This is a genomic window from Macrococcus epidermidis (assembly GCF_024205965.1).
GTDB lineage: Bacteria > Bacillota > Bacilli > Staphylococcales > Staphylococcaceae > Macrococcoides > Macrococcoides epidermidis.
On sequence record NZ_CP073819.1, the window covers coordinates 1,292,262 to 1,315,621 of the forward strand.

The following is a 23,360-nucleotide window of genomic DNA, read 5'->3' on the forward strand; positions in this document are numbered from 1 at the left end:
TTAAAATTATTAGTAAAGCCCTTAGAGGTTAATGACTATAGTGCTATTGATAGATGGTATATAAAAAGGATGAGATGAAAAAGTGAACAACTATTTTGTTCTTGAATAGACAAAAAGTACAGTGGTATGAAATTTCATACCACTGTATTTGATTTTTTATACAGTTTATTAGTCAATCATTTATAGTTAAATAGAATGAATAATCAGACTATTGGCGTATATTTTAGAACAGATATTTTTTATATAATAGGCAAAAGTAAAGGAGAAATAACTTTGAAAATTATAACTATTTGCTTACAAACTAAAGAAATATCTAATTTAAAAGAATTTTACAAAAAAATAGGATTTAATTCAGTGGTTAAAGATAATAACTTAATTATTCAACTTAATGATAGTAAAATTATATTTGAAAATAATAGTAACGAAAGTAGACCGTATTATCACTTTGCTATAGATATTGCTCCTAAAGATTTCGAGTCTTTAAAGAAAACAATTAGTGAAAAGGTATTTTTATTAACTGAAGATAATAATGATGAAATTTATTTTGAACATATAAATGCAAAATCCTTTTATATCAATGATCCATCTGGAAATATTGTTGAGTTTATAGCAAGAAATCAATTTGATAATGATAATTCTAAAAATATTAGATACATAAGAATAAGTGAAATTAGTTTAGTTACAAACAAGGTTAATCAGACTTTTAAACAATTAGAGAATTATAAATTTAGGGAACGAGATAATGAGTTAATAGAAGAAGGTTTAAACTTTATATGTTCAAGTGAAGAAAAAGAATATATATTGTTAACCAAAGAAGGAAGAAGATGGCTTTTTTCAGATAAATTATCTAAATCATTTCCATTACAAATAAATACAGATGAATATATATTGAATTTTATAAATGACCATCTTGAAATTAAAAAAAATGAGAATATACTTTAGTTATTATCTAAAAGCTTATATACTGAGTTAAGTACATCAATAAAAAATTGTTGAATTACAAAATAATATAAGTTTGAATATCCAGATTTAGAACAATTCAAATCAAAATAACCACCGGCCAGCAGTTTATTTAGTTACCCCTGAGTGATATTTGATGCAATTTTATGAAATCGAATAAATTAGAAACCCTTTAATATCAATGCTTACGACAGTCTATACAACTGTACGAAATCCTAAAGTTTTTTGAACGTAAGAAGCCAGGTCTTAATGGCGCTCGTCGTTCACCACAGTTCTCAAAACGTTAATTGCAAGTTATATCAACGTTTACAGCACTTCTCGAATTTATTCGAGAGGTGCTTTTTTATATGTTTTTTGCATGGATGTTACCCCATGCTTTTTTGGTAAGTGCGATTATATATATGTACCAACAAGTATATGGAGAAGTTGGACACAAAACGGCAGGATTCATTATGAATACTTTATTATTAACTGAGTCCATTTTCTTATTATGTAATGTTTGATATTAAAAGTGCTACAAATACATTTACTGGTACTAGAGTCTATTATATTACGAGAGAAACGTTAGGTTTTTTGGATTGTTCAAGATCATTGTAATTGTTTTATGGGGAACAGTATTTTTATTATTGTCGCCAATTTTCACATATATTCATTTCAAAGATGTTAGTAAGTACGGTCAGTATAAATCACAAAATAAATGATAAAATAGTATTGATAATAATTTTTCAACTACTACTGAGGTCGAGATCATGCAAAAGATAATTAGAAGTATTGCACGCTGTAAAATTTGTGATGATGTAATTGAATCAAAGTATACCCATGATTATGTGAGATGCAAATGTGGTGCCATCTTTTTAGATGGTGGCAAAGAGTATTGAAGATATGGATGGTTGCCTGAAAAAGTACAAGGAAGAAGTCATGATGAAATTATTGATTTTAGTTTGTCAGAGTATGAGGATGAAGAATAGCGAAAACTAATTCTTTTATATTTCAAAGGGAGTCGACAAATTTGAATAATAGAGGAAAGACAATTAATGACCTTACTGAAGAACAAAGAGAAAAAATGACAGATGATCAGAGAAGAGAACTAAGAGCTAATACTAGATTAATAATGAAACAAAATGGTTATTATGATGATGTAAGAAGGTTACGTAAACAAAATCCACTTCAAGAAGATGATAAAAAGGTTTATTTTTTCGGTAAATCAATAGGAATATTTGAATAGTAGATATTTAAGTATGGATTATCTAATAAACTAGGATGTGATGATATGCTTGAAGTTGATAAAGAAAAAATTCAAAAAATGCTTGAAAGTGATTTAACATCTGATGAAATAGCTGAATATTCAGGAATAGCGTATACTACTGCGAGAGAATTAAAAGATGGAATTACAAGTATTGATGAAGCATCTTTTAAAACACAAGTTAAATTAACATATGGATATAAAATAGCATTTGAAGGGCATGTGCCTGAAGAAGTTAGCTTAAAAAGAAGAATAGCGATTGTTGATGCAGCAATAGGCATAAATAAAATTGATGGCCTTGTATTATCGGATGAATATATAGAAAAAATGTATGATATGGCACATGGGAGAATTAAGAGATCTGAATTTGCTGAATATGTTTTAAAAAATTAATAAAGGAGTGAAAGTAATGGAATTAGTTTATCCTGTGACAAAACATCAAGTTGAAGAAAATGTTTTTGATAGAAAGAGATGATGATTATTATGCGAGAATTAGAGCAGAACATTTTTGTATAGAGGTAGGTATAAATGAATTTGTTCCTGGAATTTTCAATCTAATTACTGCTAATCATAAAGGATATAGATCGATGACGCTTTTAAGTGATAAATAGTAATATATATAAATATAAGAAAATAGGATTTGCAGTAAATATTATAATAGCTATAATAAGTCAAAAAACAAGCTGATATGAATAAATTTCATATCAGCTTGTTTTTTATTCTGGCAATGAATCTAATGAAGCATAATAAATATTTGTTACATATAGTTCGCCATCAATTTTTTTAAGTTTTAATTTAAAATAAACCGTGTAGTAGTACTCATAGTAATTTTTAATTTTTTTAATTTGTGATGGTCTTTTAACTACAGGAGCTATTTTTGAAAATTTAAGATTTTTATTATTTAAGCTAATCGTTAAATATCTCAAGCGATCAAATTTTTCATCACCTTTAAGATGTGTTGTGTAGAAATTAAACTTATTTTTATTTTTAGTAGTATAAAGATTTTGAGTTATTGTAAAACCATTATTTTTATTTACAATTAGCTTATCAGGTTTACCAAAGTTTTTTTGAATAGTTTGATTAAGAGTATCAAGAGTAATATCTTGGTATTTCAAATGTTCTTGTTTCATTGAATATATTACTTCATTGGTTAATAAATTATTTAATGATTCTTTCTTGTTTTCCTTAGCATCTGCAGAACTTACTGAAATTAAGCTAAGTATCATTATTACTGAAAACACCGATATTACAATTTTTTTCATTATGAAGTTCCTCATTCCTATTTAATGATTAAATTATATACTAGATATTAAAAGATTAATACATTTATTGTAATTTGAATAAAATGTTTTCTTGTGATTATTAATATATCTAAAATTTCAATATACTTATTGATTATATCTTTTTTGAAGGTATAATTAAGGAAATTATATGTATGTTTCCAAATATAAATATTTACGATTAATACTCTATAAAATTAAAGTGGTGTTCTAATGGAGATTAGAGAATTTAAAATTGAAGATTTAGAAAGTGTTAGTCATTTATTAAATAATTATAGAATCTTTTATGGGAAAGAATCAGATATAGAGTCATGTAACAAGTTTATAAAAGATCGATATGATAATAATGAATCAAAAATATTTGTAGCAGATAATGGAGAAGAATTAGTTGGATTTGTACAAATATATCCTGTATTTTCAACCGTAAGTCTACAAAGAGCATATATATTAAATGATTTATATGTAAGTTCAAATAGTAGGACAGGTGGAGTAGGGAGACAGCTTATTGAAAAAACTTTTGAATATGCACGTCAAAATAACGCTAGATATGTAACGCTGGAGACAGGTATTGATAATACAAAGGCACAGTCTTTATATAAAAAGATGGATATGAGAGTAGATGATTCTGTACTACATTTTTCAAGAACATTCGACATAAAGAATTAAAGCAGTATTATTTTAAATATGGAAAGATAACATATTAATAAGTTAGGGTTACGTACATCATAAAAAGAATTCTGGAAGTCAATTATTCGTTTAAGATATAATTGTAATTATTTTGTATTTGTGTTTATAATTAATAAACTGTTTTAATAGTTAATATTCTTAATTGTTTTCAACATCAATAAAGAATACAATATTAGGAAATTGAATCGAAATAATTGAAAGGATTAAATAATTATGACTTCCTTTAAAAAAGCATTTTTCATAGGATTGCCGTTAATAACAATGACTATACTTATAATTTGGTTCGCTATCGCAAATGAAAATGATAGTATTTTATTAAAAATCATTGTATTTATCATTGGTTACATTGGTGTTCGTACATTCTTTAAAAATTTAGCACATCACCTAGACAGCAAACAAGCTAATCATTAATTTGATTGGCTTTTTTTATAATCGAATCTATATGTAATGAATTTTATTTTTAAAGAAATTATATATGTTTTAGATGAGCTGGGTATTTTTGAAAAGATTTATTATTTAAAGATTGTATATTATATATATCAGGAGTTGATTAAGTGTTTAATGGAGAACTTCTGATTAACATAAATGATTGTGAACATTGGATTAAAGTAGTTGGAGATTATAAAAATGATATCCCTTTACTAATTGTACATGGAGGTCCAGGAGGTAATCATTATACTTTTGAAAGAAATACAGGTGTTCATTTTGAAAAGTATATGCCGGTAATATATTATGAACAAAGACGTTGTGGAAGAAGTAAAGAAGTAGATGATCTCAAGACTATTAATCTAAATCAGCTAATTGAAGATATTGAAGAATTAAGAAAACGATTTAAAATAGCCAAATTTAATATTCTAGGTTATTCTTTTGATGCTGAATTAGCACTAAATTATGTATCAAAGTATCCTGGAAGAATCTATAAAGAATTTTAGAATCACCCTCTCTTATATCACTCCCTTTAAATAAGCTAATACAGCTAAATGGATTTTTATCAATTTTTGATAGTGATAAGAGAAAATTATTGTGTGAGTATATGAAAGATAATGATATAGATGGCTCTTTAAGTCACGCTTGGTCTTTAGCATCAATAGAGGAAATTGATAGAATCTTATTTAAAGATTAAAAGTTTGCAAAATTGAACAGAAATTTATGGGATGAAAGTGAACTTAATAATGATGGAACCTTTTATCAAAATGTAAAAGGTTCTATGGATAGTGAAGAGCTACTGAGAGATATTCAAAAACTAGACCATGATGTACTTATTATTACTGGTATTCATGATCGAAATACTGGTTTGTCAGTTACAGAACTTCTCAAAAATAATTTAATGAATTGTAAAATAGAAATATTTTTATAATAGTGCACACTTTCCTGATATGACATCATCTATAATATACTACTCAAAGTGTTAAATGTTGATTTGTTTGTGTAAGAGTAACTTTATTATTTGATATAATAAATAAGAAAATATTTTTAGGGGCGATTGGATTGATTAAGTATATATGTTCAAATTTAGTAGATATTAAAGGAGATAAGATACTGCTTGTAAAGGTAAGAGATAATGAAAAATATTATCTTCCAGGTGGTAAGATAGAGACAGGAGAAGATGATAAAGAATCTTTAGTGCGTGAGATACAGGAAGAACTGTCGTTAGAATTAGATCCTGCAAGGTTAACTTATTACGATACTATTATTGGCCCTGCCTATCCAGACATAGAAAATCAAGTAGAATTAAGATGCTATATGTATGATGGTATTAAAGAGTATCAAAAATCAAATGAAATAACGGCTGTAGAATATATTGAAATGAATGAAAGTGAATTAATTGCACCGGCCGTTAATATATTAATCGAAAAATTACGTGAAAAAGGAGAATAATTTTGAATATTATAGTTTACTGTGGAGCAAGCAAAGGCAATGAAGCTCAATTTAATGATAATGCTGTTGAACTAGGAAAATGGATTGTAGATAATAATCATTCACTTATTTATGGGGGTGGAAATGTTGGCTTAATGGGTACTATCGCTAACACGGTCTTAGAAAATGGTGGAGAAGTGATTGGTGTGATGCCTAAGTTTTTAGCTGACAGAGAGATTTCACATCCTGGATTAAGTGAATTAATCATTGTGGAAAATATGTCAGAGAGAAAAAATAAAATACTATCAATAGGTGATGTATGTGTGGCATTGCCAGGTGGCCCTGGAACACTAGAAGAAATTTCTGAAGTTATATCATGGTCTAGAATTGGACAAAATGATCGTCCTTGTATTCTTTATAATAAAAGTGGATATTATGATTTACTAGCATCGTTCTTTGATGAGATGGTAAATAAGGGCTTCCTCACAAAGAGTGATAGAGATAATATCGCATTTCCTGATTCAATTGAGAATCTAGAAAAAGTTATTAGAGAATATAAGTCCGTAAGTATTAGAAAATATTGAAGATAGCAGACAAGCTGATCCTCCTTTTGAAGAATAATGCAAACATGATCAAACGATACTTCAATATTAAATGATGAAAAAGTTTAACTTCAATGAAATAGAAACACGCTTCAATTTGAGTAATTTTCAAAATGAAGCGTGTTTTTAAACTTTAAAATATTTTTCTAAATCGATAAGTGAGCAGACATATTGATAAATAACTTAATGACGCAATAATAAATACTACCGTCAAGTTGGAGTGGTCTCCAATTGATGACATAGCAAATGTTGATATACAGAATCCCAAACTATAAATCGTCTGATTTAGTGTGTAAGTATCAATCAGCAGTTCGTGGTTTAATTGTTTTTGTATTTCAGTATGGAGTGTAATTGATAATATTTGTTCAATAACACCATAAAGCCATGATAGAAGTACAGCAATTAAGAGCAAACGATTAATACCAAATAACAATGTAATGATTGATAGCACCAGATATCCAATAAAGTATATGTGTAAAATTTTATAGGATGTAGTTTTACGAATTATTTTTGTTCCATAAAGCAGACCTATAAAGAATGAAGCGTTGATAATTCCAAACCAGAATGATGGTGCATTTAAATAATCTTTTACAAAAGCAATCATTATTGCTGCAATCCAAACTGAATGGCCGAATGATGCTATGAATGTATTCCAGTTTAAATATTTACTGTAGCTAGAATTACCATTGCTTTGTATGACTTCTTTGAAACTCTTTGAGCCTGCTATTTCTTTTTCTACAGTATTAATACTAAAATTTATTTTCATAATAAAAATGACTGAAATAATAGATAATATTATACACGTAATGATTAATCCTTCGCTATGAAGAAGAGTTAATAGTATACTTCCTAGTGCCCACGCTGATATTTGAACTATATTATTCATACTACTGATTTTTGTGTTTGCTCCAAGAATATTTTCTTTTTTCTCGAAATAGGGGATCAACGTATTGCTTAATGGATTTGTAAATCCATCTAAAAAAGCAATGAGAAAAGCTAAACCTAATATATAAACCATTTGAATTTCAAAACGCATTGTCAAAAGTAAAGTGATTAATAAACAACATTTCATCGTTTGATTAAAAACTAAAATATATTGCTTTTGAAATCTTGAGTATACATAAGGTGCAATAAATCCACTTAAAAAATAAGCTGATGTAATGAAGATAGGTATTAGTGCACTGGTTTGAACTGAATTTGTCATTGCGTATAAATAGGCAATGAGCGCAATGATGTATAAATTATCACTTGTATTAGCGAAAAGCTGGCTAAAGTATAAATATTTAAAGTTATTTGTATATCTTTTCATGATTCCCTCCTAATATAGAGGATCATAGACGTACAAATACAATTTTTTATTCAGTTTTTATTGGACTTGTAAGTCTATGTCCTTTTTTATTGATTAGAAAGAAATCTCTACATATCAGATCACCTTTAAACTTATTTATGTTTCTTTTTAATGTATCATTATCAGAAAATTTGCACAATATATTTTTGAAATTTTAACTGTATTAATAAGTATTTTACTTTTCTCTTGAAACGCAAGTTGTCTATTATTATTTTCATTTCTATCTAGTTGATAATTGTTATATCAGTTGTAGGATGACTAATCCAAGTTAAACTGCAATTTATTTAAGTTAATAAAATAGTCCTATCAAGTTTTTATCAAAGTCATTTCTGCCGTAAATAAATAATATTTAGAATATCTCAATTTAATTATAAACTTAATTGGGGTAATTTTTATTTTTTATAAAGAAAAGTAACTTAAATATCTATATAATTAAAGTAATAACATTTTGAGGATGTAACATATAATAAGATAAAAATTATCGGAGGATTTTAAATATGAAAATTTATAATACAACTGTATTTTCACATAACAATGAAGGTGGTAATCCTTGTCCTGTGGTGTTGGAAGCAGATGAATTAACGTTTGATGATATGATAGGTATAGCTAAAAAACAGAAATTAGAAGTAGGTTTTGTTCTGAATAGTAGTAATTCTTCATGTGAGTATAAATTTAAATATTTTGTTCCAAATAAAGAAATGGAAATGTGTGTTCATGCGACGATTGCATGTGTAACAGTTCTTAAAGAGAAGAAATATCTTAATAAAAATAAATTTTCAGTAGAAACATTGGCTGGAATTTTAGATATAGAGATTATAGAGGAAGATTTAGATTTCAAAGTTAAAGTAAAACAGGGCAAGCCTGAAATTAGTAACCAGTATATTGATAAACTTGAAATTGCAAATGCTTTGAATATATCTGTAGATCAACTTTCAGATAGTCCTGTGAAGAATGTTTCTACTTCTAGATTCAAAACAATTATCGAATTGAAAGATTTAGAAAAATTAAATGAACTAAAGCCTAATTACGATTATTTATGGGAAGTCTGCGACAAGATTGAATCGACTGGCTTATATCCATTTGTAAAGGATGAAAACAATATATATCATGCTAGACAATTTCCTAATAACACAGGATACTTAGAAGATTCAGCTACTGGCGTAGCTGCTTCAGCATTAGGGGTTTATGTTAGAGCTGTAATGAATTATCCTTTTGATGAATTAAAGGTATATCAAGGGTTTGCTATGAATAGTCCAAGTGAGATTGATGTTATCAATGATAATGAATCAAATTCTATAATGGGAAGTGCGAATTTTATAGATAGACTATGATGATTAGAATGTTGATTTGTATAATCTTTAGGTGAGGCGAAATTGTCATTAACAATAAATGATATATATACAGTATTTAAGAGTTCGTATTTTTTAGAGGGAATTCCCAGATAGTTTCTGCATATATACTAACTTTAGCTTGAAAAAAGAATGGGTGAATACCTGTTTGTACTGAATAAGAAATAATAAATTCTATCTTTGATATCACAAATGAATTTACAACTGATGTTATCCATGAAACATAATATTAAATATAGCAAAGCAAATATGGAGCCATAAAGTTCACATGGCTAATATATTGATAATCAAATTTGATTGACATCTCTAAATTGATTGAAAAATATTGATAGATTTGATGAATTTAAAATACTATAAAAATAAAAAATGACTTTTAAAATATAATAATTGAATGAGGTTGAAAAATGTCAAAAGAAATATTTATGAAATATAGTAAAATTATCGTTTTCGATATGGATACTGCACTAGATATGCTAGATCAAGAAAATGAAGGTAGATTAGATTATTTTGAAAGAACGACAAAAGGAAAAGGATTTAAACTACTGGGAGAGATTTTAGGAGGCGGTGGTAAAGAACAAGTAGATGTTAATATGAAAGCATTAATGAAACTTGAATTTGATAAACATATTACTAAGGAACTTACCAATACTGTAAAAACTGATTTTATATCAAAAATTGAAGCTAAAATTAATGATTTTAACTTGAAATACATTCAAGACTATAATTTATATATATTAGAAGGAACTAGCACACATTTAAAAACACTTGCACCTGTTACTAAAGTTATAAAGGATTTTTCAAAGTTACAAAACAGTAATGAATTTGAAAATATTGAATTTACTAAAATGGAAGAGTTAATCGATGATATGAAATCATATCATGAATTTGTTGCATATAAAGCTAACTCATATAAGATAATACGTGTCAATCCTAAACATCTTCAAAGCGACTACAAGCTCTCGGATTTAAGAAATATGAAAATGAATATAGTTGGAGTGGTAATAGGGGAAACTAGTATAAACGACATAATGTTTGATGCAATTATGGAATCTGATGATCAAAAAATTGAAGGCAATCTTCAAGTAAATAACTTAGAAGATCAAATTGATAACCTTAGTATCGAAAAAAAATTAGAAAAACACCAAAACAGTATTAATTTAAATAAGTTTGACAAGAATAAAAAAGTAGAAATCATAGATGTAATTATAGCAGGTATAAAATGATGGGAAATAAGTTTATTTATATAGTAACAGGTGATATAAATCAATTCTATGAAGAAAATAAAGGTAAATTTTTTATAAATTTTTTAGATTCAATTGATAATTTAAAAAGCTTATTTAATGGTGATGGAAGTCTATTGAATTTTTCGTTAGGTTTAAGCAAGGATTTTATAATCAATGAAGGAAGTGTAAAAAGGATCACCAGTAGTTTTGAAAGCGAAGTAGGGATGTTAGTAAAAACACTTAATGAGAGCGGATTTTTAGAAAAAATATATATAATCAATCCGACATTAACCTTAGATGAAAGTCTAAAGAAACTATATCCAAATAATATTCAAGAGATAAGATACCCATTTCATTCTTACAAAAATGAAGATGTTACCAAAAGTTATAAAACTACTATCTCTGAAATACACGGTCAGGAAAGAGCGTTGAAAAAGTTACATTCTAGTCTAATAAATCACAAAAATTCTAATAATACTAAGGTTTTTTTATTATATGGACCAGCAGGAGTAGGTAAAACTGAAAGTATTAAATCAATTGCAAAAATATTGTTTGGAGATAATAAATTAAAAAGAATACAATTATCAATGCAAAATGATACAGAAGGATATAATTATATCTTTGGTAATGATAAACATAATAAATCTTTATCTGAAGATATTTTGAATCGGAAAAGTAATTTTATATTATTGGATGAATTTGATAAATGTCCTAGTAATATTTATAATGCCTTCTATCAAATGTTTGATGAAAATGTTTATAAAGATAACCATTTCCAAGTAGATCTTAGTGGGACAATAATATTTTGCACAACGAATTTTAAAGATAAAAAGATTATTAAGAATGTACTAGGATCTGCACTATATAGTAGAATTGATGTTTTTGTTAAATATGAAACTATAAATGAAAAAGTTAAATATGAATATCTTGAAAATTCATATCAAAAATTAGTTTCAAAATATGATGAGAGTACTAAAGAGTCACTACTATCATCAGGTCTTTTAAAAGTTTTGTTAAAACAAGAAATAAATATGTTGAGTATGAGAGAAATTGATAGCATGGTTCTAGAAAGTGTAAATAGATATTTATTTAATTGTTTATTAGAAAAAGAAAAATAAAAATTTTTTGAATAAAGAGGTATATTAATAGTGAGATAGTAAGGGGGAATCTTATTGCATTTTATGAAATATGAAAGAAATTTGAATAATGGAATTACAAAGTGTCCAGTCGAGTCATCTATGTATATGCTTGTACAAAATTTTTTAGATGAATTGTTTGAACATCTAAAAATAAGTGTAATCTCAGCTGTTGGATTACATAAAAATACAGATTTTAGATTAGAGACATTAGCAGGTATAAGTGATATTTACATCGTATCTAGTGATTTTAAATATAAATTAAACCAAGGTGAATGTTTGGGTTGTATTGAAATCAAATCACCTACTGAAGAATTAAAACACACTGAACAGATTATTTTTCAAAGTAAATCTTTAAGTAATGTAATATATACAAACGGTATCATTTGGGAATATTATAAAGATTCAAATTTAGAATGGAAAATAAACTTAAGTGTGGGAACCCATTTAAATTCAATAAAGAATATTAAAATTGATCATGAAAAATATTATGAACTTATTATAAAATTGCTAGATATTAAGTGGCAATAATAATCTCCTATGAATATAATAATTTAAAAGTTTATATATCGTATAATAAAAGAATACAATCATATATAGCTTTTAAATGCTAATTTTTAGTGAATAATAATTTATGAAGATAGGAAAAATAAAATGAGACTAACTTTTTTAATTGGCAATGGTTTAGATTTGCAATATGGTTTAAAAACTACTTTTAATGATTTCTTTGAGTATATTAAAAGTAATAATGTTTTACAAAAAGAAAATTATATTTATAGAAAATTTTTGAATAAATCTTCGAAAGAGGATTGGTCTGATTTTGAATACATTCTGGGTAAACTTACATTTGATTTGAAAAAAGATAATGTTGAACCAGATGGTTTTATAGATGATTTAATCGATTTTAGAGAAGTTTTCATTACTTATATGAATTCTCAACAAGAACTATTTGAAGTAAATAAAGATGAAAATAGTGACATTGTTATAGATACTGCAAAAAATTACTTTCATAGTTTAGATTATAAAAATAAAAAATATATTTTAGATTTCATAAATCAAAGTAGAGAGGTTCAAATTAATATATTAAATTTTAATTATACAGATACTTTAAAAAAAGTTTTAGATATTTCTAATATATCATTTAGTATTTGGAATAAATATCATACAATTGAAAATCATATATATGTCCACAGAACATTAGACGATGGAACTTTTTTGGGTGTAAATGATAAAAGTCAATTAGATTCAGAAATTTTTACTCCATTAGATTTAGATGGATTAATTAAACCAAGAATGATTGAAACTGATAAAGATGAGTATAGCGACAAATTAACTGATATAATTAGTCGATCAAATATCATTTACATTTTTGGTATGTCCTTAGGTGATACAGATAAAATATGGTGGGAAAGAATTAAAGTATGGTTGGAAAAATCATCGTATAATAGACTTATAATAAATTATTATATCGATGATAATAAATTAGCATCTTCAAAAAAACATTTGAATAGAAAAAATAGAATCCATGCTGAAGCAAAGAATAAATTTTATGAGCATTTTAACATGACAAATGAAGAGAAAGAAATATTTAATGAGAAAATTTATATTTCTTTAAACTCTCCTAATATTTTCAATAAATAACCATGATATTTTGATGAAAATACCACCGGCCAGCAGTTTATTTAGTTACCCTTTAGTTACCCCTGAGTGATATTTGGTGCAATTTTATGCAATCGATAAAATTAGAAAACCTTTAATATCAATGCTTACGACAGTATGTACAACTGTACGAAATGCTAAAGTTTTTTGAACGTTAGAAGCCAGGTCTTAAAGGCGCTCGTCGTTCACCACAGTTCTCAAAACGTTAATCGCAAGTTATATCAACGTTAATCGCAAGTTATATCAATGTTTGCAGCACTTCTCGAAAATATTCGAGAGGTGCTTTTTTATATGGTTTTTGCATGGATGTTACCACTGGTTGACAATTACATATTTTTAGCACGTTAAAAGCTAGATATTTTTGGAAATCATTATAGTTATTATTATCTCAAATTCTATTTTTTTTCGATGATATTTATTCATAAAGTTAACAATGCTATAATTATATAAGTATACAGGAGGGAATCCATATGAAAAAAAGATCAATTAAATCATTGGGAATTGGATATGGATTTAGCATTGCTATTTTCTTTTAAAATTTTTAAACAAGGGATAAGTCTGTACTTTTTTAAAAATTTAAAGGAATGGTGATAATATGTATATTAAATCTGAAAGATTAGTTATTAGAAATTTTAAAGCAAGTGACATAGATGATGTTTATCAAATTTATGAAAATGAAGAAACATGTAAATATTTATTACATGATGCTTGGGATGAAACCAATAAAGAAGTAAATTTTAATAATCTGCTCATAAAAAGTGATTTAGATAATGATCGTGCTGTAAACTTAGCTGTTTCTTTTAATGATAAAGTAATTGGTGTATTTCATGCATGGTACACAGAAATGAAACAAACGATTGAAGTTGGATTTAGTTTTTCAAAAGATTTTAGTGGCAAAGGATATGCAACTGAAACGCTATTAGTAATGCTTGAATATATATTTAATAACTATGAGGTGCATAGAATTCAGGCAGTCTGTGACGATAGAAATAAAGCTTCTGAGAAATTATGCTTAAAAGTAGGTATGAGAAAAGAAGCTCATTTCATAAAAGATTATTGGAGTAAGGGTGAATGGACGAGTAGTTATGTATTTGGAATTTTAGAAGAAGAACTAAGAGCTTATGAAAAAAATGATACAGTAATTAGAAAAAATCCATTCTTTTTATCCTCTCCGCTAGGGCCATATAGTCACTTAACGGAAGTTTCAAGTAATAAAAGATTATTAGTAACATCAGGACAAGTAGGTTGCGATGTACTTGGTAATATACCTGTTGGATTAAATGAGCAAGTCGAAAATTGTCTAAAGAATATTCAACAAATTCTAGTAAATGAGGGTATTAATCCATCCAACGTTTTAAAAGTAAATATTTATGCTACTGAAAAATTAAATTGGGACTGTTTCAATTCTAAATGGAATTTAATATTTAATAAGAATAATCCGTCAATGACATTTGTTTATGTACCAGCTCTTGCGATGCCGGAATTAAAAATTGAAATTGAGTTATGGTGTATAAAATAATTTCATCTCATAGGTAAATTTCAAAACATAAATATTTACCACTGGCAGCAGTTTATTTAGCTACCCCTAAGTGATATTGGATGAAATTCTATTTAATCGAAAAAGTTAGAAATCCCTTAATATCAATGTGTACGACAGTCTATACAACTGTACGAAACCCTAAAATTTTTTGAAAGTAAGACGCCACGGCCTTAAAGCGTCAGACAGTTCTCAAAACGCTAAAATTTGAATTGTAACTAGCTTTTTCCATACTATTTTAAGACATTAACTAGCATAGACAATATGTTTTCCATAAGAATTTACAAACCACTCTTCAGTATTGCTGCAGAGTGGTTTTGTTAATATACATATTTTGTATTCAACTGAATCTTTCATAAGTACATTTTAATAATTCAATTTATATTATAAGTGGACGCATAATAGAGTGTATACTAAACTTGTGTTTGATAATCTATTACTACATTCCCAGTTAAAATACAATCGTTTATTGTTAAATCAAAATTATGATATAATGACGATTTTATCTGCTCATAATTCTTCCAATTAAAGAAAGGTAACGGTTGAATTAATACAATATAATTATCTATTCTATCTATAGAAACTTCCATCTGTTCACTTTGATTATAATAATCTTCAAAAATATTAATTAAGTTCAATGTATTATAATCTAGAATTGTATTATAAGATGCTCCAAAATTTTTCAGTTTACTTTTAGTTACAAATAACAAACCATTATTGAGAATCTGATTATTAATCTTATACGAAAAATGATAATCTGAGTATATATCTGTATTTATTATTTTATCTCCATTTTTCGATTTAAAATTAAAAGTAATTCTTTCATCTTGACTAAGTAAAATTGAAGACATTGAACTAAGTGAAATTAAATCATCTTCAATAGTTTTCTCTTTGGATTCCGTAGTATAGATTCTAAATTCCTTATTTTTGTCGAGATATTTTTTAATTTTTGATTTCATATTTTTCCCTCCCTATAATTAGGTTAAGGGGTGACGTAACGTGAGGTGCAAGTGGAAATGAAATATTCAGTTTCAGAAGTAGCAAATTTTACAGGATTAACTATTAGAACGATAAGATATTATGATGAAATCGGTCTCGTCCCTGCTACGAGATTGTCAAATGAACATAGAATTTATACTTTAAAGGATTTATTAAAGTTAGAATCTATTATTGCTTTAAAAAATGTTGATTTTAGTTTAAATGAAATAAAATCAATTATTAACAATGATGAAGATATTACTAGATTATTAGCTTTGCAAGAACAAGCACTAATTGAACAAAAGGAGACGATTGAATTAAAGATCGACAGAATAAATTATTTAAAGAAACTAAAGAAGAGTGATGAAATAGAAGCTGCAATATTAGAACAAATAGTTAAAATTGAGAATAAGAATATTATTGCAAACATACAAAACATAATTAATACGGATGAGATAGATTTTAATGATCATTTTAATAAGATTTTTCTAATGAGAAATGACAACAAAGCATCTAAATTATTAATGATAAAATTTATTGAATATCTTAATGAAGTTTACGAAGGGTACTTTAACAAAAAAACTCTCTTGGAACTTTCAAAAAAGTATTTAGAAACTGATGCGCAAAACTATTTTAACAAATATGAGGATGGATTTAATATTTATTTATCAAAACTACTTATTGAAATAGCAGAAGAAAATTATGATTAGTTATTGTATATGCTAGATGTTATATAATTTGTGACTAATAAAATTCATTAAGTGATATTCGAACGATACAAGAGTATTTACCACGGGCCAGCAGTTTATTTAGTTACCCTTTAGTTACCCCTAAGAGATATTTGATGCAATTCTATGCAATCGAAAAAATCAGAAATCCTTTAATATCAATGCTTACGACATTCTATACAACTGTACGAAATCTTAAAGTTTTTTGAACGTAAGAAGTCAGGTCTTAAAGGCGCTCGTCGTTCACCACAGTTCTCAAAACGTTAATATCGTTGTTATATCAACGGTTGCAGCACTTCTCGAAAATATTCGAGAGGTGCTTTTTATGTTTTAATTGATGGATTCAGTTACCTTTTAGTTACCCTTAGAGGAACTATTTTGTTTGAAACCTGCTTAATAATCAATGATATGAAACTGTATGAAAACATATGAAATGACCTGGTTTTTCTCTGGTATTCATACATTTGTGATTATTTTATATTAAGTTTGTAAAATATTTACTAGTCTCAATTGTATTCTATTAATAAATATTCTTATTTCAGAACAGATATAATAGTGATTGATGATTTATTATTAACGAATACACCTGAACAAGATCAAAAGAATCTAATAGAGGTATTTGATGAAATAAGCAGTAGCGAAAAATCATTAATACTTAGTTCTCAAATGATTTCTGTAGAAAGGCATAAGAATTTAGACGGTGAAGCTATCGCAGATGCGATTTTAGATCGAGGTAAATCAATGTCATATAAAAAAATTTTAGAAGAAGATTCATTAAGAAAAAATTTAATAATCCTTATACTATTTGGCCGATTTTGATAGTTCTATAAAGGCGCAATATGAAATCAGAAACTAAAAATTCTTCTTTCACAAATATCAATTAAGCATTTGTAAATTATTATTAGTAGTAAAAAAATTATAAATAAAGTTAAGAACCATTTATTTATAATAACAAAAATTGTTATTATTGTATTAAAAATCATACTAAATACTGCAGTCAGAATTGTGGATTTACTCTGTTTAATTATTTCCATTTCGCTATTCCAACTAAAATTGAGATACATAAGATTAATTCTATATCCTATTATGCTAATAAAAATCAAACTAATAACCATTAATAATGGCCAAAATATATCTTGTAGGTTATTTATTCCAAAAATACTTATATATGAAAATACACTTAGTGAAATTCCTGGTACAAATAAAAGAATATTAAGTAAGATTTTCATAACAGCTATTTTTAACAGTGAAATAGGAGTGGACTGAATGATCCAAATATTTTTTCCTTCAAATGATAATGCTGAAGAAGTTGTTGTTGTTAAAGTAATAATTATATAAATAACCATTAGATAAAGCTTTTCGAAGTTAATATTAGAGAACGGTAAATTATAACTGAAGTCCTTAAGACCATCGAAGACACCTAATATTAGTGATATATTTATAACTATAAGGGCTAAAGGCGTCAATAGTGTATTTGTTAGGTAAGTAATTGACGAACTATAAAGTTTCATCTCTTTTATAAATAACATTCTAGAGGATGAATTTTTCAAATTTATAAAAGAAGGTTTACTGTTTGATTGATAATTTTTAAAAATAGTGGTTAATAAATTTGACTCCTTAGTAAAAATAAAATATATTGCAAAAAGTAATAACACCACTACCATCAGGAATATAATCATAATTAGATAGTTTATGTTGAAATGTGGAGTGGTAAGAACTTTCTGGAATGGTGAGATTTTGACAAGTAGTAAAGCGTAATCAAAAGTTTTTATTTTAAATATTACATAAATCGGGAAAATCATAAATATTATAAAAGTTAACATTGAAATTACAATATTATTTCTTAAATTCACTATATATAAGAGATATCTTAAAAAAAATGAAATCAAGAAAGTGGAACAGAGTGATAGTAATGGAACTAACGGAATCAATATAATCACAATAAAAATAAAAGAAGGATGTTCAAGAAAAATTTTGATGTTACATAAACATCCTACTATTAAAGTAATTAATGTTATAGCTAAATAGACCAGATACTGACTTATGATATTAATAAACGGAGTAGCTTTAGAGGACAAAGGCAATGTCGATACAAATTCTTTATCTGGATAGTGAAACAAATTTTCCGGACCCGATAGAATAGTCCAAAGACCTAGACCCCAGAAAAGTATTGAAGTGAGGATAGGTATAAGGAAAAATCCCTTATCATTACCTGTCAGATCAATGGCCAGATAAATAATATAACCTACAGCCATTGATATAGCTAATCCATACCCTAACAGTGTAATCATAGCATGTCTTCTTTCATCTGGGTTACGACTTTCTAGACGAAATAACTGCATCTGATGCTTTAGACGATAACTGATTAAAAACAACATTTTATTCATGAGCAAGTCACATCCTTAAAAACGGAGAATAAATCCTTGTTTATCGTCACATTCTCCATGCTATCATTAACAGCAACTCTGCCTTTATGTATCATAACGACGCGATTACAAAGCTTTTCTGCAACTTCTAGAACATGGGTTGAATATATAATGATAACTCCTTCTGAAGCACGCCTTTTCATTTCATTCTTAAGAAACTCAGTAGCATTAGGATCAAGACCTACAAAAGGCTCATCCAGAATAATTAATTTAGGATTATGCATAAGAAGTGATATAAGGACGAGACGTTGTCTCATACCATGAGAATATGATGAAATCACATCATTGACAGATTCCTTATAATCTAGCTGTTTTAAGAGTATATTAAGCTGGAGCTCCATTTCGTTTTGGTCCATTTCATACATTGAACCTATAAGCTCTAAATAGTTTTTACCTGTCATATTTGGATAAATATCAGGTGTATCTGGTGAGTAGCCCATCAATGATTTATATTGCTGAGGATTTTCTTGAAGATTGATACCTTCTAATTCAACTACACCCTCATCAAACGGATGAATACCTACAATAGACTTTAAACTGGTTGTCTTACCTGCGCCGTTTAATCCAATAAAAGCACATATGTCTCCAGGTTCAAGCAAGAGATTTAAGTCTCTGATTCCCTTGTCTGTACCAGGATAAATCTTTGAAAGCTTTTCAATTTTAAACATAATTTCAACTCCTATCGCTTAATCTTCAAGTGAGATATGTAAATATTTAAAGCTGTGAAAATAAGGCAAGAAATAATTTGAAGGGCAGAGATATTATCAGAGCTTACAAGAAAACTCTCAGCATATCTCAATATACCACTCGGTAATATCATTGACAGGGTGCTGTTAAAGTCTTTTAAGACGATAAGCATCATGCCAATGAGAATTGTGATAACAGCTACAGTTACAGAACTTTTCAGGAAGAGACTTAAAAAAATAATTAAACTAATTACGTATAAAATCCATATAGAATAAAGCAATATAAACACCACAAATTTAGTCAAGGAAAAAGGGCCGAAAAGATAGACTGTGTAATAGTATGAAATAATTCCTCCAAATATGATGCAGACTAAGCTGATCATCCAATGGCTTATCAGTTTTGATAAAATATAAGAAGAAACTGATACAGGGCGAGTAAAAATAAAATCTTGAATACCATTATTCTTATCAGCCATGATAATACTCATTAGACTTATAACGAGTACAATAAGGCCCATTTGATTGAACTGCCCGGAGAAAGTTGAAAGTAATACTTCTCCTGATGTATGATCCGGGCGATTGGGATCCAAGGTTATTCCATCTGCACCTCCAACATTTTTAAGTATAATATCCATATACCTGTTAATAAGGGGTTGTGTTAAACCCAATATTATAAAAAATAATGTCAGCCAGACTAACTTAAGTTCCTTAAGTGCTTCCTTCCATTCTGTGCTCATTAATACATTGAAGTTTTTCATGTCTCAGATACCATTTCCAGAAAAATATTCTCTAGATTCCTTTTCAAATATTCAATTGATATGATGTCGCAACCGATATTATCAAATGCATGTACAATTTCAATAATTTCAATTGGATAATCACTGATTATATGAAACTTATCAGGTCTTATAGTTTTGATACTATAATGTGTGGACAAAATAAAATCTTCCGGAATAGGTCGTGAAGTTTTTATTTCACAAAGAATTTGATTAAAGTCAATGTGTTCATCCTTTGAGCTAATGTTTCCAATCATTTTACCGTCTTTAAGAATAAAGAATGCATCACAGAATTCACTTGCATCATCCAGAATATGAGTCGATAACATAATTGTAGTATATTTTTTTAGGCGCTTAATGAGGTTTTTAATTTCATTCCTTCCAATAGGATCTAAAGCAGAGACGGGTTCATCAAGTATTAAAAAAGAAGGGCGATGAAGAATGGCCTGGGCAATTCCTAATCTCTGTTTCATCCCTCCTGAAAGCTGTTCTACTTTCACTTTTTCCTTTCCTCTGAGCCCCACTTCACTGAGTATGTCACTGATGTTTTCCTGTAAATACTGCTCACTCAATCCAGATAATCTACCAAAAAAACTGAGGGATTCCTTACAACTCATCCAAGGTTTAAAGTCTGTATGTTGAGAAAGATATCCAATATCCTTCTTTCTAGAACTTATTGGTTCTCCTTCAAAAATCACCTCTCCTTTTTCATAATCCAGTATTCCTGTCATACATTTAATGAGTGTAGTCTTCCCGGCTCCATTAGGACCTAACAAACCTATGCATTGATCATTCGTAATCCTGAAACTGACATTATCGAGGATTTTTCTGTTCTTAAATGATTTCGATAAATTATTCACTTCAATCATGTTTTACCATCCTTCTTCCCACTATCAAATAAAGAATTGGTCCGATAGTTTGAATCAATAAAATGACAATCAGCCACAAATAGGGATATTCAATAATATTTTTTCTTTTAAACCAATCGAACAACGAAATCAGCATCAATATAAATGTCAATGCCATAATTGGTAGTGCTAGGGGAAGTATTGCTTGCCAATCAATATTATTTAAACCACTAAAATCTGTATTCATATTTAAAACCTCCTTATCATTATCATTATCAATAATGATAATAGTATATAATAATAAAAAAAGCAATATATATATTATCACTTTTGATAATGCTATAATATAAATAAATGTAGATTTGATAAAAAGGAGGATATCATGGAGTTTGAATTTTTTAAAAATCAAGTTCGTTTCAAGATTGCATTAGAGCTAATAGATAAAGAAGAAGGAATATCAATTATGAGATTAAGTAATCTTTTAAAAGACATTCCTCAAGCTACATTATATAGACATGTGAACTCTATGCTACAAGATCAATTAATAAAAGTTGTTTCAGTTCGAAAATTAGATAAAGGCGAAGAGAAACTCTATGCATTAAATACAGAAGAATATAGAATTAGTGATGAAGAATGGAACTCAGCAAGTTATAGCGAAAAAGTTAAATTTATATCCTATTATTTCATGTATATAATGCAATCATACAAAAACTATTATAATACTTTAACGACAGAGAATAATATTGATAAATCAACATTCTCATTAACTAAATTAAATTTAAACGATAATGAATTTGAAAAATTTCAATGTGAAATAAGTGAATTACTGAATAAATTTTATTCAATTGAAAAACATGGAAATTCAAAAGAACGTATAATATCTTTTGTAATAATTCCTGAGTAAAAGGCAAGATTAAAACGACTAAATTTAATGAAATAATTATATTAAAAGTGATATTATTGAAGAACTCCCTACACCTTATGATGATATATAATAATATAGAAAGATAAATACAGGTTTCAAATTTTGAAAGATGAAGAAGACTTAAAGTATTATAAGACAAAATTAAATAAAGTATGCAGACCTATTTTTCTTAAAGATCGCCTAGTTTATTTATTTGAGGAAATACCCGAGTATTTAAAACAACAAATATTTCATAATGAAGATGTCATAGAAGTTTTTGCAAATAAATTAAAAGACACACGAAACTACTATACACACGGAGATAGGAAAAGTAAAAATGTGATAATTGATGTAAATGAGATGTATTCTGCATATAATAAATGTAAATTAATTTTAAGTTATTATTTATTTAAACAACTAGAAATTGAAAATTAATCTTATTCTTTAATTTATATAAAATAATGGAGTTGATAGAAATAGGTACATTTAATAATACTTCAATAATTAAAGGCTATCAAAAATCAGTTCGTGATTGTTTGGAAAGTGAAAACTATTTTGGAGCTATATTAACAAGCTTGATTCTACCAGAAGTATGTTCAAAAATATCAAATTTTAATTATAGAGGTGTATCCGCTAGATATAAAGAATGGTTGAACACATATTTTATACCACTCTTACAAGATGAAGATGAAGTAGTTCGTAATTATCTTAATTCTAAAAATATATATGCTTTAAGGTGTACTATTGTTCATGAAGGAACGAGTGATGTTTCTAGACAAGATAATTATATGAGTAAATTAAAAGAACATGAACAAGTTGATGAACTAATTCCTTATTTAAATACACTTGATTTTCATAAAGTATTATATGCTGATTCTACTAATACAAGCACCAGAGAGATAAAAAGATCGTTATTTTTAGATTTAGAGTTTTTTTGTGAATTAATGATTAAATCAGTGGATAGATGGCTGAAAGATAATATTAATTTAGATGAAACTGAATTGAGTTTGTTTTCTATTGCTTATATTTTAAAAGATAAAGAAGATGAAAAGTTTCTTATATTTAGAAGGTAATTAAATGTTAAGTATTTACCACCGGCCAGCAGTTAATTTAGTTACCCTTTAGTTACCCCT

General features: G+C 27.2%; 31 protein-coding genes. 23 read left to right on the plus strand and 8 right to left on the minus strand.

The window, feature by feature from the left end; all coding sequences use genetic code 11:
• Positions 1-273 precede the first annotated feature (273 nt).
• The 5 genes from KFV12_RS06745 to KFV12_RS06755 all read left to right on the plus strand — a co-directional run bounded on the left by KFV12_RS06745 (position 274) and on the right by KFV12_RS06755 (position 2,596).
• The gene (locus tag KFV12_RS06745; protein WP_254256379.1) at positions 274-942 is read left to right on the plus strand and encodes a hypothetical protein; all 669 of its coding nucleotides are present in this window, start codon (positions 274-276) and stop codon (positions 940-942) included.
• Positions 943-1,163: 221 nt separating this feature from the next.
• The gene (gene rpsI, locus KFV12_RS13365; protein ID WP_367304776.1) at positions 1,164-1,247 is read left to right on the plus strand and encodes a 30S ribosomal protein S9; all 84 of its coding nucleotides are present in this window, start codon (positions 1,164-1,166) and stop codon (positions 1,245-1,247) included.
• 462 nt (positions 1,248-1,709) lie between these two features.
• Positions 1,710-1,838, plus strand: coding sequence for a DUF7695 domain-containing protein (locus tag KFV12_RS13290; protein WP_302054705.1), 129 nt, complete (start codon positions 1,710-1,712; stop codon positions 1,836-1,838).
• A 131-nt stretch (positions 1,839-1,969) separates the two neighbouring features.
• Positions 1,970-2,185, plus strand: coding sequence for a hypothetical protein (locus KFV12_RS06750; RefSeq protein ID WP_254256380.1), 216 nt, complete (start codon positions 1,970-1,972; stop codon positions 2,183-2,185).
• 45 nt (positions 2,186-2,230) lie between these two features.
• Complete coding sequence (locus KFV12_RS06755; RefSeq protein ID WP_254256381.1) at positions 2,231-2,596, plus strand: hypothetical protein; 366 nt, start codon at positions 2,231-2,233, stop codon at positions 2,594-2,596.
• A 323-nt stretch (positions 2,597-2,919) separates the two neighbouring features.
• Here the strand turns inward: KFV12_RS06755 and KFV12_RS06760 are convergent, their stop codons facing one another.
• The gene (locus KFV12_RS06760) at positions 2,920-3,465 is read right to left on the minus strand and encodes a hypothetical protein (RefSeq protein ID WP_254256382.1); all 546 of its coding nucleotides are present in this window, start codon (positions 3,463-3,465) and stop codon (positions 2,920-2,922) included.
• Between the two features lie 231 nt (positions 3,466-3,696).
• Between KFV12_RS06760 and KFV12_RS06765 the strand changes: the two genes are divergently transcribed.
• The 6 genes from KFV12_RS06765 to KFV12_RS06790 all read left to right on the plus strand — a co-directional run bounded on the left by KFV12_RS06765 (position 3,697) and on the right by KFV12_RS06790 (position 6,611).
• Positions 3,697-4,149, plus strand: coding sequence for a GNAT family N-acetyltransferase (locus KFV12_RS06765; RefSeq protein WP_254256383.1), 453 nt, complete (start codon positions 3,697-3,699; stop codon positions 4,147-4,149).
• A gap of 282 nt (positions 4,150-4,431) precedes the next feature.
• Complete coding sequence (locus KFV12_RS06770) at positions 4,432-4,581, plus strand: hypothetical protein (RefSeq protein ID WP_254256384.1); 150 nt, start codon at positions 4,432-4,434, stop codon at positions 4,579-4,581.
• Positions 4,582-4,724: 143 nt separating this feature from the next.
• Complete coding sequence (locus KFV12_RS06775; protein ID WP_254256385.1) at positions 4,725-5,102, plus strand: alpha/beta fold hydrolase; 378 nt, start codon at positions 4,725-4,727, stop codon at positions 5,100-5,102.
• A gap of 203 nt (positions 5,103-5,305) precedes the next feature.
• Entirely contained in the window at positions 5,306-5,527 is a 222-nt protein-coding gene (locus KFV12_RS06780; RefSeq protein ID WP_254256386.1) for a hypothetical protein, read from the plus strand.
• Positions 5,528-5,658: 131 nt separating this feature from the next.
• Positions 5,659-6,048: an NUDIX hydrolase gene (locus KFV12_RS06785; protein ID WP_254256387.1), complete on the plus strand. Its 390-nt coding sequence runs from the start codon at positions 5,659-5,661 to the stop codon at positions 6,046-6,048.
• A gap of 2 nt (positions 6,049-6,050) precedes the next feature.
• Positions 6,051-6,611 carry an LOG family protein gene (locus tag KFV12_RS06790; protein WP_254256388.1) on the plus strand — a complete coding sequence of 187 codons (561 nt, stop codon included), beginning with the start codon at positions 6,051-6,053 and terminating at the stop codon, positions 6,609-6,611.
• 151 nt (positions 6,612-6,762) lie between these two features.
• On the opposite strand, the gene KFV12_RS06795 is transcribed toward KFV12_RS06790, so the two are convergent.
• Positions 6,763-7,938, minus strand: a complete 1,176-nt coding sequence (locus tag KFV12_RS06795) for an MFS transporter (protein ID WP_254256389.1) — start codon at positions 7,936-7,938, stop codon at positions 6,763-6,765.
• A 536-nt stretch (positions 7,939-8,474) separates the two neighbouring features.
• Here KFV12_RS06795 and KFV12_RS06800 point away from each other — a divergent pair.
• The 6 genes from KFV12_RS06800 to KFV12_RS06825 all read left to right on the plus strand — a co-directional run bounded on the left by KFV12_RS06800 (position 8,475) and on the right by KFV12_RS06825 (position 14,863).
• The gene (locus KFV12_RS06800) at positions 8,475-9,308 is read left to right on the plus strand and encodes a PhzF family phenazine biosynthesis protein (RefSeq protein WP_254256390.1); all 834 of its coding nucleotides are present in this window, start codon (positions 8,475-8,477) and stop codon (positions 9,306-9,308) included.
• Positions 9,309-9,730: 422 nt separating this feature from the next.
• Positions 9,731-10,549 (plus strand): DUF6414 family protein, encoded by an 819-nt coding sequence (locus KFV12_RS06805; protein ID WP_254256391.1) that lies wholly within the window; start codon positions 9,731-9,733, stop codon positions 10,547-10,549.
• The gene (locus KFV12_RS06810) at positions 10,549-11,667 is read left to right on the plus strand and encodes an AAA family ATPase (RefSeq protein WP_254256392.1); all 1,119 of its coding nucleotides are present in this window, start codon (positions 10,549-10,551) and stop codon (positions 11,665-11,667) included. The genes KFV12_RS06805 and KFV12_RS06810 overlap by 1 nt, the downstream gene beginning before the upstream one ends.
• A 54-nt stretch (positions 11,668-11,721) precedes the next feature.
• Positions 11,722-12,216: a hypothetical protein gene (locus KFV12_RS06815; RefSeq protein ID WP_254256393.1), complete on the plus strand. Its 495-nt coding sequence runs from the start codon at positions 11,722-11,724 to the stop codon at positions 12,214-12,216.
• 123 nt (positions 12,217-12,339) lie between these two features.
• Positions 12,340-13,326, plus strand: a complete 987-nt coding sequence (locus KFV12_RS06820; protein ID WP_254256394.1) for an AbiH family protein — start codon at positions 12,340-12,342, stop codon at positions 13,324-13,326.
• Between the two features lie 613 nt (positions 13,327-13,939).
• Positions 13,940-14,863 (plus strand): GNAT family N-acetyltransferase, encoded by a 924-nt coding sequence (locus tag KFV12_RS06825; protein ID WP_254256395.1) that lies wholly within the window; start codon positions 13,940-13,942, stop codon positions 14,861-14,863.
• A gap of 431 nt (positions 14,864-15,294) precedes the next feature.
• Here the strand turns inward: KFV12_RS06825 and KFV12_RS06830 are convergent, their stop codons facing one another.
• Positions 15,295-15,840: an Hsp33 family molecular chaperone HslO gene (locus tag KFV12_RS06830; RefSeq protein WP_254256396.1), complete on the minus strand. Its 546-nt coding sequence runs from the start codon at positions 15,838-15,840 to the stop codon at positions 15,295-15,297.
• Positions 15,841-15,897: 57 nt separating this feature from the next.
• Here KFV12_RS06830 and KFV12_RS06835 point away from each other — a divergent pair, with 57 nt between their 5' ends.
• The 3 genes from KFV12_RS06835 to KFV12_RS06840 all read left to right on the plus strand — a co-directional run bounded on the left by KFV12_RS06835 (position 15,898) and on the right by KFV12_RS06840 (position 17,406).
• A complete protein-coding gene (locus tag KFV12_RS06835) occupies positions 15,898-16,569 on the plus strand; it encodes a MerR family transcriptional regulator (protein WP_254256397.1) in 672 nt (223 codons plus the stop codon).
• A gap of 210 nt (positions 16,570-16,779) precedes the next feature.
• Positions 16,780-16,854: a 30S ribosomal protein S9 gene (rpsI, locus tag KFV12_RS13370; protein WP_367304777.1), complete on the plus strand. Its 75-nt coding sequence runs from the start codon at positions 16,780-16,782 to the stop codon at positions 16,852-16,854.
• A 243-nt stretch (positions 16,855-17,097) separates the two neighbouring features.
• Positions 17,098-17,406, plus strand: coding sequence for an ATP-binding protein (locus KFV12_RS06840; protein ID WP_302054706.1), 309 nt, complete (start codon positions 17,098-17,100; stop codon positions 17,404-17,406).
• A gap of 26 nt (positions 17,407-17,432) precedes the next feature.
• On the opposite strand, the gene KFV12_RS06845 is transcribed toward KFV12_RS06840, so the two are convergent.
• The 5 genes from KFV12_RS06845 to KFV12_RS06865 are packed head-to-tail and all read right to left on the minus strand — an operon-like array spanning position 17,433 to position 21,570.
• Positions 17,433-18,974 (minus strand): hypothetical protein, encoded by a 1,542-nt coding sequence (locus KFV12_RS06845; protein WP_254256399.1) that lies wholly within the window; start codon positions 18,972-18,974, stop codon positions 17,433-17,435.
• Positions 18,971-19,681, minus strand: a complete 711-nt coding sequence (locus KFV12_RS06850; protein WP_254256400.1) for an ABC transporter ATP-binding protein — start codon at positions 19,679-19,681, stop codon at positions 18,971-18,973. The genes KFV12_RS06845 and KFV12_RS06850 overlap by 4 nt, the downstream gene beginning before the upstream one ends.
• An 11-nt stretch (positions 19,682-19,692) precedes the next feature.
• Positions 19,693-20,457 (minus strand): ABC transporter permease, encoded by a 765-nt coding sequence (locus KFV12_RS06855; protein ID WP_254256401.1) that lies wholly within the window; start codon positions 20,455-20,457, stop codon positions 19,693-19,695.
• Complete coding sequence (locus KFV12_RS06860) at positions 20,454-21,344, minus strand: ABC transporter ATP-binding protein (RefSeq protein ID WP_254256402.1); 891 nt, start codon at positions 21,342-21,344, stop codon at positions 20,454-20,456. The genes KFV12_RS06855 and KFV12_RS06860 overlap by 4 nt, the downstream gene beginning before the upstream one ends.
• Positions 21,337-21,570, minus strand: coding sequence for a PLD nuclease N-terminal domain-containing protein (locus KFV12_RS06865; protein ID WP_254256403.1), 234 nt, complete (start codon positions 21,568-21,570; stop codon positions 21,337-21,339). The genes KFV12_RS06860 and KFV12_RS06865 overlap by 8 nt, the downstream gene beginning before the upstream one ends.
• A 135-nt stretch (positions 21,571-21,705) precedes the next feature.
• Between KFV12_RS06865 and KFV12_RS06870 the strand changes: the two genes are divergently transcribed.
• The 3 genes from KFV12_RS06870 (at position 21,706) to KFV12_RS06880 (ending at position 23,300) form a co-directional block, all read left to right on the plus strand.
• Positions 21,706-22,227, plus strand: coding sequence for a helix-turn-helix domain-containing protein (locus KFV12_RS06870; RefSeq protein WP_254256404.1), 522 nt, complete (start codon positions 21,706-21,708; stop codon positions 22,225-22,227).
• Between the two features lie 123 nt (positions 22,228-22,350).
• Positions 22,351-22,662 carry a HEPN domain-containing protein gene (locus tag KFV12_RS06875; RefSeq protein ID WP_254256405.1) on the plus strand — a complete coding sequence of 104 codons (312 nt, stop codon included), beginning with the start codon at positions 22,351-22,353 and terminating at the stop codon, positions 22,660-22,662.
• A 32-nt stretch (positions 22,663-22,694) separates the two neighbouring features.
• Positions 22,695-23,300: a hypothetical protein gene (locus KFV12_RS06880; protein ID WP_254256406.1), complete on the plus strand. Its 606-nt coding sequence runs from the start codon at positions 22,695-22,697 to the stop codon at positions 23,298-23,300.
• Positions 23,301-23,360 lie beyond the last annotated feature (60 nt).